This window comes from Myroides albus, assembly GCF_009711045.1.
GTDB classification, from domain to species: Bacteria; Bacteroidota; Bacteroidia; order Flavobacteriales; family Flavobacteriaceae; genus Flavobacterium; species Flavobacterium album_A.
On sequence record NZ_WMJX01000020.1, the window covers coordinates 19,484 to 33,225 of the forward strand.

The 13,742-nt window shown below is 35.4% G+C and carries 13 protein-coding genes and 1 riboswitch; of the genes, 7 read left to right on the forward strand and 6 right to left on the reverse strand.

The window, feature by feature from the left end:
* Positions 1 to 62 precede the first annotated feature (62 nt).
* Entirely contained in the window at positions 63 to 743 is a 681-nt protein-coding gene (locus GJV76_RS10060) for a glycosyltransferase family 32 protein (RefSeq protein WP_155092488.1), read from the forward strand.
* Between the two features lie 196 nt (positions 744 to 939).
* Positions 940 to 3,090, forward strand: a complete 2,151-nt coding sequence (locus GJV76_RS10065) for a TonB-dependent receptor (protein ID WP_155092489.1) — start codon at positions 940 to 942, stop codon at positions 3,088 to 3,090.
* Positions 3,091 to 3,151: 61 nt separating this feature from the next.
* Here GJV76_RS10065 and GJV76_RS10070 read toward each other — a convergent pair whose 3' ends face one another.
* Positions 3,152 to 3,625 carry a hypothetical protein gene (locus tag GJV76_RS10070; RefSeq protein WP_155092490.1) on the reverse strand — a complete coding sequence of 158 codons (474 nt, stop codon included), beginning with the start codon at positions 3,623 to 3,625 and terminating at the stop codon, positions 3,152 to 3,154.
* Between the two features lie 149 nt (positions 3,626 to 3,774).
* Here GJV76_RS10070 and greA point away from each other — a divergent pair, with 149 nt between their 5' ends.
* Positions 3,775 to 4,251, forward strand: a complete 477-nt coding sequence (gene greA, locus GJV76_RS10075; protein WP_155092491.1) for a transcription elongation factor GreA — start codon at positions 3,775 to 3,777, stop codon at positions 4,249 to 4,251.
* 16 nt (positions 4,252 to 4,267) lie between these two features.
* Positions 4,268 to 4,657, forward strand: coding sequence for an HIT family protein (locus GJV76_RS10080; RefSeq protein ID WP_155092492.1), 390 nt, complete (start codon positions 4,268 to 4,270; stop codon positions 4,655 to 4,657).
* Positions 4,658 to 4,699: 42 nt separating this feature from the next.
* Here GJV76_RS10080 and GJV76_RS10085 read toward each other — a convergent pair whose 3' ends face one another.
* Positions 4,700 to 5,851, reverse strand: a complete 1,152-nt coding sequence (locus tag GJV76_RS10085; protein WP_155092493.1) for a sensor histidine kinase — start codon at positions 5,849 to 5,851, stop codon at positions 4,700 to 4,702.
* 131 nt (positions 5,852 to 5,982) lie between these two features.
* On the opposite strand from GJV76_RS10085, the gene GJV76_RS10090 reads away from it, so the two are divergent.
* Genes GJV76_RS10090 through aat form a run of 3 tightly spaced genes read left to right on the forward strand, consistent with a single transcriptional unit; the run spans position 5,983 to position 8,241 of the window.
* Complete coding sequence (locus GJV76_RS10090) at positions 5,983 to 6,855, forward strand: flavin reductase family protein (protein ID WP_155092494.1); 873 nt, start codon at positions 5,983 to 5,985, stop codon at positions 6,853 to 6,855.
* A gap of 30 nt (positions 6,856 to 6,885) precedes the next feature.
* Positions 6,886 to 7,542 (forward strand): DUF3127 domain-containing protein, encoded by a 657-nt coding sequence (locus tag GJV76_RS10095; protein ID WP_155092495.1) that lies wholly within the window; start codon positions 6,886 to 6,888, stop codon positions 7,540 to 7,542.
* A 54-nt stretch (positions 7,543 to 7,596) separates the two neighbouring features.
* Positions 7,597 to 8,241 (forward strand): leucyl/phenylalanyl-tRNA--protein transferase, encoded by a 645-nt coding sequence (gene aat, locus GJV76_RS10100; protein WP_155092496.1) that lies wholly within the window; start codon positions 7,597 to 7,599, stop codon positions 8,239 to 8,241.
* 299 nt (positions 8,242 to 8,540) lie between these two features.
* Here aat and thiC read toward each other — a convergent pair whose 3' ends face one another.
* From thiC to tsf, 4 genes are all read right to left on the reverse strand, one after another.
* Complete coding sequence (gene thiC / locus GJV76_RS10105; RefSeq protein WP_155092497.1) at positions 8,541 to 10,355, reverse strand: phosphomethylpyrimidine synthase ThiC; 1,815 nt, start codon at positions 10,353 to 10,355, stop codon at positions 8,541 to 8,543.
* Between the two features lie 320 nt (positions 10,356 to 10,675).
* Positions 10,676 to 10,774: riboswitch (TPP riboswitch) on the reverse strand.
* 94 nt (positions 10,775 to 10,868) lie between these two features.
* Positions 10,869 to 11,348 (reverse strand): methyltransferase domain-containing protein, encoded by a 480-nt coding sequence (locus GJV76_RS10110; RefSeq protein WP_155092515.1) that lies wholly within the window; start codon positions 11,346 to 11,348, stop codon positions 10,869 to 10,871.
* Between the two features lie 67 nt (positions 11,349 to 11,415).
* Entirely contained in the window at positions 11,416 to 12,594 is a 1,179-nt protein-coding gene (locus tag GJV76_RS10115; RefSeq protein WP_155092498.1) for a dicarboxylate/amino acid:cation symporter, read from the reverse strand.
* Positions 12,595 to 12,683: 89 nt separating this feature from the next.
* Entirely contained in the window at positions 12,684 to 13,646 is a 963-nt protein-coding gene (gene tsf, locus GJV76_RS10120; protein WP_155092499.1) for a translation elongation factor Ts, read from the reverse strand.
* Between the last annotated feature and the right edge of the window lie 96 nt (positions 13,647 to 13,742).

Sequence of the window (13,742 nt, forward strand, 5' to 3'; positions counted from 1 at the left end):
TCTAACATTCAAAAAGGGGATTAACAGTATTATTGGTATAGAATATTTAAGCGAATAAATAGATGATACCGAAGATAATACACCTGTGTTGGTTTGGAAAAAAACCATATTCTGATAAAGTACAAATGTGTTTAAACTCATTTCACAAGTATTTACCTGAATACGAGATTATGTTTTGGAATGAAGACAACTTTGATGTAACTGAGCTAAAATTTGTCCAGGAAGCCTATGCTGAGAAGAAATATGCTTTTGTATCTGATGTTTGTCGATTACACGCTTTAAAATTGCATGGAGGAGTTTATTTTGATACTGATGTTGAAGTGCTTCAAGAGTTGGATTCTTTTTTAGACTTTAGCTTTTTTTGTGGTTTTGAATCGGATAAACTTTTAAGTACCGCTGTTATTGGTGCGGTTCCAAATCACCCAATTATAAATGAATTATTAGATTTTTATAGTAATAAGACTTTTTATAGAAAGTACCACCCTTATAAGAAATACTACACTACGCCGAATACAATTCACGTCACTAAGAAGATTAAGGAAAAAGGTTTAGTATTAGAGGATAGGATGCAGAGGTTAGCAAATAATGTAGCTATATTTCCCACTTCGTATTTTAGTCCTATATGTACAAAAACAGGTGTATGTCATTTAACAGATAATACCTTTACAATTCACCATTTTACTGGTTCGTGGCAAGGTGGTAAAAATCGCAAGGAATGGATAAAGTCTTTCTTTGGTTTGTAAATGAAAGAAGAGTGCCTATATTTGCAACATAAAATCTCAAAGGGGTGCCTTACGGCTGAGATCATACCCATAGAACCTGGGCGGGTAATGCTGCCAAGGGAGTAAACAACATTTCTTTGTTGTAATGGAATAAGTGTAATTATTAATCAATAGAAATAATTGCCCCTTTTATTTGTGAAAAATACTTTTTTTACGAATGAAAAATAAATTTTCAAAATCATTTTTAGTGTGTGGCCTTGCCATAAGTCTACCTGTATTTGGGGTGGCTCAAGAGAAAGTAGTAAATGATAGCATTCAGCATACTGCCTTGAATGAAATCGTGTTGTCAGCTACTCATATTGATGAGAAAACACCTATCGCTTTTACAAATGTTAGTAAACGTGAATTAAGCAAACGCAATTTGGGTCAAGATATCCCTTCATTGTTAGGTCTTTTGCCTTCTGTTGTTACAACTACTGATGCTGGTGCTGGTATAGGGTATTCAAGTTTTCGAGTTAGGGGGTCTGACGCTACTCGTGTCAATGTGACCTTGAATGGTATTCCTTATAACGATGGTGAGTCTCAAGGATCTTTCTGGGTGAATATGCCTGATTTTACTTCTTCTGTACAAAATATCCAATTGCAAAGAGGTGTTGGTACATCAACTAATGGAGCTGCTGCATTTGGTGCAAGTTTAAACCTTAATACAGATGAGTTTTCACATGAAGCTAATGGTGAAATTTCAAATAGCTTTGGTAGTTATAATACAAGGAAATCAACTGCTAAGTTTAGTACAGGGTTAATCAACAACAAATTTGAGTTGGCAGGTAGATTGTCTGATATGAAGTCAGATGGATATATCGATAGAGCCTCGGCAGATATGAAATCATACTTTTTACAAGGGGCTTATGTGGGTGAAACTACTATGATTAAAGCACTGGTTTTTGGAGGTAAGCAAAAAACGTATCAAGCGTGGAGTGGAGTTTATCAAGATGACCTTGATAAATACGGTAGACGTTATAACCCTGCAGGAAAGTATAAGGATGATAATGGAAACGAGCAGTTTTATAAGAATGAAACGGATAATTATATTCAAAAACACTATCAACTTCACTGGACTGAAAGATGGAACGACGCATGGTCTTCTAACGTCTCTTTACATTATACGAAGGGAGATGGTTATTACGAAAATTATAAAAAGAAGCAAGATTTAGAAAGTTATGGACTATCTCCTGTAATCGTTGATGGAAAGGATATTCGCGAGAGTGACTTGATAAGACGCAAACACTTGGATAATCACTTTTATGGAATGGTTTTCAATACTAAGTACGCTACGGATAAGCTTAGTGTAGTTTTAGGTGGGGGAGCGAATAAGTATGAAGGTGATCACTTTGGAGAAATACTATGGGTAAAGGAAGCGGTAAAGCATTCGTACAAACAGGAATATTATCGCGATGATGCTGTTAAAACAGATATGAATTTCTATGCTAAAGCAACTTGGCAATTTGTTGATAAGTGGAGTCTGTTTGGAGATATGCAGTATAGGAGGGTTACCTATGAAGCTAATGGAATTGAAACAGGGCTTGTAAATGACAAGTTTAACTTCTTTAATCCTAAAGGAGGAATAACTTACCAATTGGATAATCAGAATCAGTTTTACTTTTCTTATGCTCGTGCAAATAGAGAGCCGAATAGAAAAGATTATGAAGGACTTGGAAAGCCCAAAGCGGAGAAATTAAATGATTATGAATTAGGATGGCGTCACAAAGGAGAGAGAGCCTCAATCAATGTGAATGCTTATTTGATGGATTATAAAGATCAATTGATACTTACAGGAGAAATCAATGACGTAGGGGGGATGTTGAGAGCTAATAGTGGTGATAGTTATAGGCTTGGACTTGAGGTCGAAGCAAATGTAAAAGTCTTAGATAAAGTGTATTGGTCTCCGAGTTTAACTATAAGCACAAATAAGAATAAGAACTTTAAGACAAACATAGACGAACAATCAGTTAATTTAGGAACGACTAATATCGCTTTTTCTCCTGATTTTATAGCGTCGAATACACTGACTTATCTGCCTATAAAGGGTATGAGTGTTTCTTTGTTAACTAAGTTTGTAGGGGAGCAATATATGGCTAATATAGATGCTAAAGAGTCTAAGTTGGATTCCTATTTTATTAATGATTTAAATGCGACCTACGAGTTCCCTATTAAAGGATGGGTAAAGTCTATAGGGGTATCAGTTTTAGCAAATAATATTTTTAATGTCAAGTATATATCAAATGGATATTATGATACTGATTGGGGACCTGCTTATTATTCCCAAGCAGAGTTTAATATTTTAGGTGGGGTAACAATTAAGTTTTAAAACGCTGAAATAAGAGTTGTGGATTAATAAAAGAAAGAGGTTTAAAAAACCTCTTTTTTTATTAATATTTTACATAGATAACGTCTCCTTTTTTTTGGGTATCAGGATAAGCCTTTAAAGCATATTTAAGCTTAATTCCTACAGGTCTCCCCCAAGCTCCTGTAGCTATATCGTAAGAAACTTTCTCTCCATTATGCAGATGTGTTGCAGTACAATAGAAAAATGTTTTGCGAGTAGGGTCTTGAATAAGTATGGAAGAACCATCTGCTTGTATATGGTGATTGGGGCAAGTTAGTTCATAACTGTAATATTCATTCATTCCATTTGACGAGTAAATAGCTACACCTGAAATACCTGCTTGAGCTGACCGATCTACGTAGACTCCACCTGGATATCTTAAGTTATCAGCATAGGATAAGGGAATACTTAAACTTACATTCTGACTTGGTAGATAGGGATTTGAATTATTGATATCACTTTTTGAACAGCTTGTTATTAAGACTATTGTGGTAAAAAGCACTAATGTTTTTTTCATTGTCTAAATATTTGTAAAACAAATTTAATTATTTAACTTTGACAAAGTGTTGAAGGACACAGTTAATAACATAGAAACGTAAAAAAAATACAATATTGTAAGAAATCCCGTATTTATGGGATTTTTTCTATTTATATAAACCATTAATTATGAGTAAGATTTCGTATTATACTGCTGAAGGACTAAAGAAATTGAAAGACGAATTAGAGCAGTTAAAAAGTGTTGAGCGTCCGAAGGCTTCTCAAGCAATTGCTGAAGCTAGAGACAAGGGAGATTTATCGGAAAATGCGGAGTACGATGCAGCTAAGGAAGCACAAGGTTTATTGGAACTTAAAATTGCTAAATTAGAAGAAGTTGTTGCTAGTGCAAGATTAATTGATGAATCACAGTTAGATAATTCTAAAGTGTTAGTATTATCTAAGGTTAAGATCAAAAATCAGGCGAATGGAATGCAAATTACATATACATTAGTTGCAGAAAGTGAAGCTGATTTGAAAACTGGAAAGATATCTGTTACTTCACCTATAGGTAGAGGACTTTTAGGTAAGAGTGTAGGAGATGTTGCTGAAATTCAAGTTCCAAATGGAATTATGAAGTTTGAGATTCTTGAGATAGGTAGAGATTAATTAAAAAGATATTAATATGAGCTCAATATTTACAAAGATTATAAGTGGGGAGTTGCCTGCTTATAAAGTGGCAGAAGATGATAATTTCTTAGCTTTTTTGGACATTAATCCTAATGCTAAAGGTCATACTTTGTGTATTCCGAAGAAAGAAATAAATAAGATCTTTGACATGGATGAGGATCATTATTTAGAGCTAATGAAGTTTTCGAGAAAAGTGGCTATAGCTTTAGAAAAAGCGATACCATGTAAGCGAGTTGGTATGGCTGTTGTCGGTTTAGAAGTTCCTCATGTTCATGTGCATCTAATCCCTTTACAAGAAATGGATGATATGCGCTTTACTAAGAAGGAGAAATTAACTACAGCTGAATTCGAGCAAGTTACTGAAGCTATTAAAGCTGCCTTGTAAGGGAATTGAGTTTCTAATAAAAACAAAAAAGTCGATAAGAAATTATCGACTTTTTTGTTTTTTATATGTCAAGCAGAAAGTTGTGCCTTTGCCTACTTCTGAGTGATAAACTTTAATTTTTCCACTTTGAAATTGCTCTACTATTCTCTTGGTAAGTGATAGTCCTAATCCCCAACCTCTTTTCTTGGTTGTATAGCCTGGCTCAAATATTTTTGAGTGAAGTTTCTTTGGGATCCCACTACCCGTGTCCGTAATGAATATGTTTACAGTTTTGTTGTTATCCTGTATGAGAATGTCTAACTTACCTATACCTTTCATTGCATCAATGGCGTTTTTGATTAAGTTTTCAATTGTCCAACTGTGAAGCTCTTTGTTTAGAGGAATCATAATTGGGTAGTCAGGTAGGTTGATTGTATATTCAATTTGTTTAGAATTTCGAGGACTGAGATACTCAAAAGTCTTTCTTGTTTCTTCTACAATATCGTAGGGACTAAGTTGAGGTTTAGATCCTATTTTAGAAAAGCGATCAGCAATTGTTTGCAAGCGAGCTACATCCTTGTGAATTTCTGATGTAATCTGCTCATCTACGTTTTCAAGCTTCATTATTTCAATCCATCCGAGTAGCGAAGATAGTGGAGTTCCAATTTGATGCGCCGTTTCTTTGGCCATACCTGTCCAAAGCTTATTTTGCATAGCACTTCTATGGCTCCTATAAAAATTGAAGATAAGTACAGAGAAAAATAGAAATACTAAAACTAATGATATTGGATAGTATTTGAGTTTAGTTAATAGGGATGAGTTACCATAATATAAATATTGGATTTCATCACCTATTTTTACTTCCATCGGAGTATTTTGTGATTTTAATTTCTTTAAGTAATCCTGCGCTTTCTTAGGGTTGTTTACTATTCGTTCATCTACATTAATAAAGGATAATATACTGTCTTTTTCAGTAGTTTGTACAATTGGAATAGTCTTGTTCTCTGTCAGAATAAGAAGAGAGAGTCCTAAACTTGTATCGCTTAGTTTCGCATTGTATAATGTATTGGTCGTTTCCGCCCAGATGTTCATTTTAATACGTTCTTCTTCTTTGTACATTTGGAAGAAGGTATAAGTATTCCACAAAATTAGTACAAGAGTGAAAAAAGCTGCTGTTACAAGAAGCCAACGTATTATTTCCTTTTTGTTATTCAATTGCGTATTATTATTAGCGTATATAAAAGTATGTAAATTAAACGAGAAAGTTCTTTTAGAATTGTATCCTTATAAAATTTTCCCTTTCTAAAAGCTTTTGTAAATTTACTACTTTACAAAAATATAACATTATGAAGACTATAAAACCAAGTGATATTAGCGTAGTGGAACTACAGGGTTTCTTACAGAGTTCTGTTGGCCCTCGTCCTATTGCGTTAGCTAGTACTTTGGATGCTGATGATAAGCCTAATCTTTCCCCTTTTAGCTTCTTTAATTTGTTTAGCGCTAATCCTCCTATTTTGGTATTTTCACCTTCGAGAAGGGTAAGGGATAATACATGTAAGCATACATTGTTCAATGTACAAGCGACAATGCAAGTAGTTATAAATGTCGTGACATATGATATGGTACAGCAAACTTCTTTGTCAAGTACTGAGTATAAGGATGGTGTTAATGAATTTATTAAGGCAGGTTTTACCATGATTCCATCGGACGAGGTTAGGCCATTTAGAGTTAAAGAAAGCCCAGTGCAGTTTGAATGCATTGTGCAAGAGGTAATTGGTTTAGGAAATGAGGGAGGAGCTGGTAATTTAGTGATTTGTGAAGTTGTCAAAATGCACATTGATGAGGGTATCCTGACTAGTGATGGGAAAATAGATCAAACTAAATTAGACTTAGTTTCTCGCATGGGGGGCAATTGGTACTCACGAGCTAATGAGGGGATGTTTGAAGTAGAAAAACCTTTGACTACATTGGGAGTAGGAGTTGATGTTATACCACGCGATGCTTTGGATAGTGGTGTTTTTAATGGAAATGACTTGGGGATTTTAGGCAATGTAGAGCACTTGCCAAGTGAAGAAGATATTTTGAAATTCGTAGAGTCAAATAATGAATTAAGTGATATCTTGCAAGGTGGAAATGTAAATGATAAATTTGCATTGGCTAAAAAGTATTTAGAAGAAAATAATGTACCTTTGGCTTGGAAAACCATACTGGCAAAATAGTTAATAAAAAACGAGGAAAATATTTATACAATGGAAGTTACAGGAAGAATCAAATTGATTGGACATATTCAAGATATTAGTTCAAGTTTTAGAAAAAGAGAGGTTGTCGTAACAACAGATGAGCAGTATCCACAACATATTATGATTGAGTTTACTCAAGATAGAGTTAGTTTGTTAGATACATTTCAAGTTGGAGAACCTGTTCGTGTTTCAATTAATTTGAGAGGAAGAGAATGGGTTAGCCCACAAGGTGAAACGAGATACTTCAATACAATTCAAGGATGGAGAATTGAGAAAGCTGCTGCTGGACAACCGGGTCCTGATATGCAACAAATGCCTAATCAAGGATTTGGTGGTAATAATATGAACCAAGGTGGTTTTGGAAACCAAGGTCAACAGAACCAGGGATTCCAACAACAGCAAACACAACAAGGTGGTTTTAACCAAAGTAATGACGGTTCTCAGTTTAACAATCAACAAGGTGGGTTTAATAATCAAGCTCAACAAGGTCAAGGTTTCCAACAGCAACAAACGCAACAAGGTGGTTTTAATCAAGGAAACCAAGGAATGTATGCTCAGAATCAAGGTCAAAACCAATTTAATCAATTTGGACAACAGAATACAGGAAATCAGTTTCCGCCTGCTTCAAGCTATAATGAAGAGGAACACGATGATTTACCTTTTTAATTAAAATAGAAAGTCCCTGAGTTAACCTTAGGGACTTTTTTTACCTTTTTTTAAATGATTACTCTCTTAAATGAACATTACCTAAGTTTTCCAGATGTTGATCAAGCCCATGAATCAGGCATACTTGCCTTAGGTGGAGACCTTTCTCCAGAAAGATTGGTGTTGGCTTATAACTCTGGTATTTTCCCTTGGTTTGAAGACGGTGAACCTATTACTTGGTGGGCACCTAACCCGCGTATGGTTTTGTTTTTTGATAATTTAATCATTTCTAAGAGCATGCGTAATGTCTTGAATAGAGGTTCATTTCGCATTACCATGAATACTTGCTTTAGAGAGGTAATCACGAATTGTCAAAGTATTAAACGCGTAGGGCAAAATGGTACCTGGATTACGGATGATATGATTGAGTCTTATTGTACTTTACACGAGATGGGAATTGCTAAATCTTTTGAGGTTTGGCAGGATGGCAATTTGGTTGGTGGGTTATATGGAATTGATTTAGGCCATATCTTTTGTGGAGAGAGTATGTTTTCGAAGGTTTCTAACGCAAGTAAGGTTGCTTTTATTTACTTAAGTCAATATCTCCAGTCAATGGGATATAAACTGTTAGATTGTCAAGTTTATAATGATCATTTGAGCAGTTTAGGCGCAATAGAAATTCCAAGAGATGTTTTTATGGAATACTTACTTCAAGGTTAGTCCTTTTTCTCAATTGCTTTCTTCATTCTGTTGATAAGTATTAGTTTTTATACCTTTTTTCTTTTTTTGTTGATAACTAATATGTTTGTGCTTTATTAGTGTTGATAACTACTTTATATCTGTTGATAAGTGCTCATATAAGCCCTATGAAATGTTGATAACTCTTTATTCGTGTTTATAAATTCCCTTTTTATTGTTTATAACTGAAGTATTGATGTTAATAAGTTAAGAGGTTAGATCTCACAGGAGAGCTATTCTTTTGTGTAAAATAATTCCCCTGTGAAATTCTTACTCATGTCTTAGAGGTATAGTTCCTTTCCCATTTCTATAAATTCTTCTGACTTTTCTCGCATTCCTTGCTCTGCTGTATCTCTAATCTCTTGTGATATTTTCATAGAGCAGAACTTAGGTCCACACATTGAACAGAAGTGAGCTACCTTTGCACCATCTGCTGGTAGAGTCTCGTCGTGAAATTCTCTTGCCGTATCAGGATCTAGTGATAAGTTGAATTGATCTTCCCATCGAAACTCAAAGCGTGCTTTACTTAACGCATTATCTCTGTATTGTGCTCCTGGATGCCCTTTGGCTAAGTCTGCGGCGTGTGCAGCAAGTTTATAGGTAATTACTCCATCTTTTACGTCTTTTTTGTTCGGTAGTCCTAAGTGTTCTTTGGGAGTAACATAACACAGCATGGCTGTTCCATACCAACCGATCATTGCCGCTCCAATGGCTGAAGTGATGTGATCATATCCTGGTGCAATATCTGTAGTTAATGGTCCTAATGTATAAAAGGGTGCTTCTCCACAATCGCGTAATTGCTTTTCCATGTTTTCTTTAATCATGTGCATAGGTACATGTCCTGGTCCTTCTATCATGACTTGTACATCGTGTTTCCAAGCGATTTTGGCTAATTCTCCTAAGGTTTCTAATTCTGCAAATTGTGCTGCATCATTAGCATCAGCAATTGAACCTGGCCTTAAACCATCCCCTAAGGAGAAAGCGATATCGTACTTTTTCATGATCTCGCAGATTTCTTCAAAATGGGTATATAGAAAATTCTCCTTATGGTGAAACAAACACCACTTCGCCATTATAGATCCTCCGCGGGACACTATACCTGTCACTCGATTAGCAGTGAGGTGTATGTAGCGCAGTAGTACCCCTGCATGAATGGTGAAATAGGACACGCCTTGTTCAGCTTGTTCGATTAGGGTATCTTTGAATATTTCCCAAGTTAGATCTTCTGCTATCCCTTTTACTTTTTCTAAGGCTTGATAAATTGGTACTGTACCTATAGGGACAGGTGAGTTGCGTATTATCCACTCTCTTGTTTCGTGAATGTTTTTACCTGTTGATAAGTCCATTATGGTGTCCGCACCCCAACGACAAGCCCATACTGCTTTCTCTACTTCTTCTTCTATAGAAGATGTAACTGCGCTATTTCCAATGTTTGCATTGATTTTTACTAAGAAGTTACGACCAATAATCATGGGTTCACTCTCTGGGTGATTGATATTGTTTGGAATGATAGCGCGTCCACTTGCTATTTCTTCACGGACAAATTCTGGAGTAATAAAATTTTTAGGAGTATTAGCGCCAAAGCTATTGCCTTGATGCTGCTGCTTCATAGCTGAGGTAGCTTTGTTTAGCTGTTCTATTCTTTGGTTTTCTCTGATAGCTACGTATTCCATCTCAGGTGTGATTATTCCCTGTTTAGCATAGAATAATTGAGTTACGTTAGCTCCTTCTTTAGCCACTTTAGGGTTGTGTCTAAATTCGAAGCGCAAATGATTGAGTTTTTCATCTGCCAATCTTGCTTTGCCGTACTCTGAAGTGATTGATCTTAGAATATCTACATCCTCTCTGTCTATGATCCACTGTTCTCTTAGGCGTGGTATTCCTTGGCGGATATCGATTGTAATGTTTGGATCTGTGTAAGGGCCAGAAGTGTCGTATACTGTGACGGGAGGATTGTGTTCTGTGGTTCCATTGGAGAGTTTAGTGTCGCTTAGTGAGATTTCTCTCATTGCTACTTGAATAGGGTAGATTGTTCCCTTGATATACACTTTTCTTGAGTTGGGAAAAGGCGTTTGTGAAATGCTGTGTTGTTCCATTGTCTTATTTAGTTTAATGAGTAAATACTTGTTAGATTGAATGGAACCACTTGATTGTAGTACGTGTGATTATTTGGTATATCCTTACTTATAGACAATTGCTGCGTTGGTGAGATAGTATTGACGTTAGTAGTCTTATTGACCTTTACAATTCTCTGTCTTTGTATTGCAGTAAGGCTTACAATAAACTGTTTACAAGTGAATCGTTTGTAGCAGAAAAACGGTACGCTGTGTTTATAGATTTTAAGTTCCATTCCTTTTGTTCTTATGAGATATAACTTTAGGAATGGCTACAAGAAGGCACGGTCGTACCTATTTAATGAAGTCATCTTACTTTTCCCTACGCTAGTATTAACCAGATCAGGTTCAAAGGGTGAAGTCTCAGCCTACAATTTGTGTAGACACCCCTAAAGCTTGAGGCAAATATAGCCATTAATCATTAGCAAACAAATTACCCGCTTGTTCCTCATCGGCCAAATAAAAAACGCTGAGAACTAATCTCAGCGTTTCTATTTATATTTTTTCTGCATAAAGAATATAGTATCTTGGAGTAAACCACCTCAAGAGAGGTCTGATACCTAACTTTTTGATTGGGTGTGTCCACATATCTCTATCGATGATCTTATATCCAGCTTTTTGTACAAGCCAATCTAATTGCCAAGATTCAAATTCGTGATAATGTCTGTCTAACATATCCGTTTTACTTCTATAGGCAGTGCTAAACCACAATCTCAACGGAACTGATATTACAATTTTATTAGCCTTACATGATTTAAGTACTGTATAAGGATTTAGTAAGTGTTCTAAAATTTCAAAAGCCGTTAAGACTTCGTAATCTCCATTTGTTAAAGCACTCTGATCTTCATCTAAATCTTCTCCGGTGGTATTGGTAACTTTGAATCCATCTTCTTGCATAATTTTAGAAAGTGGATTAACTACCCCTAAGTCTAGAATGGTTGAGTCTTTCGCAATATGTTTATTGACAAACTCCATTGTCTTTCTAAATCTCTTACTTGGATATGTTTTTTCGTACATGGTATTTTAAACGAACTGAATTGTATTAAGCTTCTGCTGGTATAGTTTTACTTTTCGATATTTTGTTTACGATTATAGCGATAGCTCCATCTCCCATAACATTACATGCTGTTCCAAAACTATCCATAGCGATATAAAGTGCAATCATTAAACTTTGTTGCTCCATATCGAATCCCAAGATAGAGGCTAATACTCCTAATGAAGCCATAATAGCACCTCCTGGTACTCCTGGTGCAGCTACCATAGTGATTCCCAACATAAAAATAAATCCAACCATGAGGGTAAAATCAACTGTTTGACCTTGTACCAACATCAATGCAATAGCACATGCAACTATCTTCAAGGTACTTCCAGCTAAGTGAATGGTTGCACATAGAGGTACTGTAAATCCTCCAATTTTTGGATCGACATTATTTTTTATTGTCTGCTCTAATGTAATTGGAATTGTTGCAGCAGAAGATTGTGTTCCTAAAGCAGTGAAGTAGGCGGGTAGCATATTCTTCATCAGCATGAAAGGATTTTGCTTACTTATTGTACCTGCAATTACATATTGGAATACTAATACAAAGACGTGCAGGATAAAGATCACTCCGATTATTTTTACAAACGTATCCAGTACAACGAATACTTGACCGTTATAAGTCATATTCAAGAATATACCGAATATAAACAGCGGTAAGAAGGGAATGATTGCTTTATTGATAACAGACATAATGATGCTCTGAAAATCGTTAAAAACACCCTCTAAATACGTGAAATTACCTTTTGATATTCCTATTCCTAACAGAAAAGAGATAACGAGAGCACTCATAACGTCAAACATGGGGGGCATAGCGATATCAAAATAAGATTCCAAGTTTTTAGTAGATTCTGTAATATTGCCCAGCTGTTCAGTGGCTAAAATATTAGGGAAAGTAGTAATACTTACTCCATAGGAGATAAATCCAGCGAATAGCGTAGAGCTATAAGCAATGGCGGTGGTAATTAATAAAAGTTTACCGGCATTTTTACCAATATTTCCAATTGCTGGTACTATTAGACCAATGATGATCAGGGGAACAATAAATTTTAAAAATCCTCCGAAAACACTATTAAAAGTGCTGAATATTCTCCCAATTGATTCTGGGAGGCGGTTACCTAACACGCTACCTAACACGATAGCAATAATAATCTGTATTAATAGGTTGTTTTTTAAAAATTTCATAATAAAAACTAGTTGTGCTGGGTAAAAGTAATAAAAAAAAGCCTCAGAATTAACTGAGGCTTTTATAAATATTGCTAAAAGGTTGTTGATTAACCTAAAGAAGCTCTTTTGAATCCAGTGATTTCTACACCAAAACCTTTCACGTATTCTCCAACTTTTTTAGACTCATCTTTAATAAAGTTTTGGTCTAATAAAGCTTTCTCTTGATCTAAAGTAGTGTTGTCACTGATGAAACGTTGAATTTTACCAGGTAAAATTCTATCCCAAATATTTTCTGGTTTACCTTCAGCTTTTAATTCAGCTTTAGCATCTTCTTCCGCTTGTTTTAATACTTCGTCAGTAATTTGAGCGTAAGAAATATATTGAGGTACATTTTTAAGAGTTTTTCCTAAACGTACTAATTCTTCATTTTCTTTTACGATAACAGCAATACGAGCTTCAGTTTCTTTAGCTACGAACTCTGGATCGAAATCTTTGTAAGACAATGTTTCAGCTCCCATAGAAGCAACTTGCATAGAGATATCTTTTCCTAACTCCTCAGCTTTTGCAATTACAGCAGATAAAGCAGTGATAGCAGCAATTTTGTTACCGTGGATGTAAGTACCGATATAAGCTCCTTCTAAAACTTCGAAAGATCCGATTTCAATTTTCTCACCGATAACTCCAGTTTGCTCGATTAACTTGTCAGCTACAGTCATACCTTCAAATTCAGAAGCTAAGAATTCTTCTTTTGTGTTGAAGTTGATTGCTTTTTGAACCATTTCTTTTGCAAGAGCAACGAAAGAATCATTTTTACCTACGAAGTCAGTTTCACAGTTTAATGTGATAACAACTCCTCTAGTTTTAGTATCATTTACGTAAGAAATAGCTACTCCTTCGCTTGACTCACGGTCAGAACGGTTAGCAGCAACTTTTTGTCCTTTTTTACGTAACACTTCGATAGCTTTATCGAAGTCACCTTCAGCCTCTACTAAAGCTTTTTTACAGTCCATCATTCCGGCACCTGTAATTTGTCTTAGCTTGTTTACTTCTGCAGCAGTAATATTTGCCATTGTTCGTTGTATTAAATAGTTAATAAAAAAAGTCGTTATCGACAGCGCTTACAAAAGTAGACAACTATCAGCATAACGACTTTATGATATTGTTAA

Bases quoted from the DNA above. Each gene is read 5' to 3' on its own strand.
- GJV76_RS10060 (WP_155092488.1), top strand. From the start codon at position 63: ATGATACCGAAGATAATACACCTGTGTTGGTTTGGAAAAAAACCATAT.
- GJV76_RS10065 (WP_155092489.1), top strand. From the start codon at position 940: ATGAAAAATAAATTTTCAAAATCATTTTTAGTGTGTGGCCTTGCCATA.
- GJV76_RS10070 (WP_155092490.1), bottom strand. From the start codon at position 3,625: ATGAAAAAAACATTAGTGCTTTTTACCACAATAGTCTTAATAACAAGC.
- greA (WP_155092491.1), top strand. From the start codon at position 3,775: ATGAGTAAGATTTCGTATTATACTGCTGAAGGACTAAAGAAATTGAAA.
- GJV76_RS10080 (WP_155092492.1), top strand. From the start codon at position 4,268: ATGAGCTCAATATTTACAAAGATTATAAGTGGGGAGTTGCCTGCTTAT.
- GJV76_RS10090 (WP_155092494.1), top strand. From the start codon at position 5,983: ATGAAGACTATAAAACCAAGTGATATTAGCGTAGTGGAACTACAGGGT.
- GJV76_RS10095 (WP_155092495.1), top strand. From the start codon at position 6,886: ATGGAAGTTACAGGAAGAATCAAATTGATTGGACATATTCAAGATATT.
- aat (WP_155092496.1), top strand. From the start codon at position 7,597: ATGATTACTCTCTTAAATGAACATTACCTAAGTTTTCCAGATGTTGAT.
- thiC (WP_155092497.1), bottom strand. From the start codon at position 10,355: ATGGAACAACACAGCATTTCACAAACGCCTTTTCCCAACTCAAGAAAA.
- GJV76_RS10110 (WP_155092515.1), bottom strand. From the start codon at position 11,348: ATGGAGTTTGTCAATAAACATATTGCGAAAGACTCAACCATTCTAGAC.
- GJV76_RS10115 (WP_155092498.1), bottom strand. From the start codon at position 12,594: ATGAAATTTTTAAAAAACAACCTATTAATACAGATTATTATTGCTATC.
- tsf (WP_155092499.1), bottom strand. From the start codon at position 13,646: ATGGCAAATATTACTGCTGCAGAAGTAAACAAGCTAAGACAAATTACA.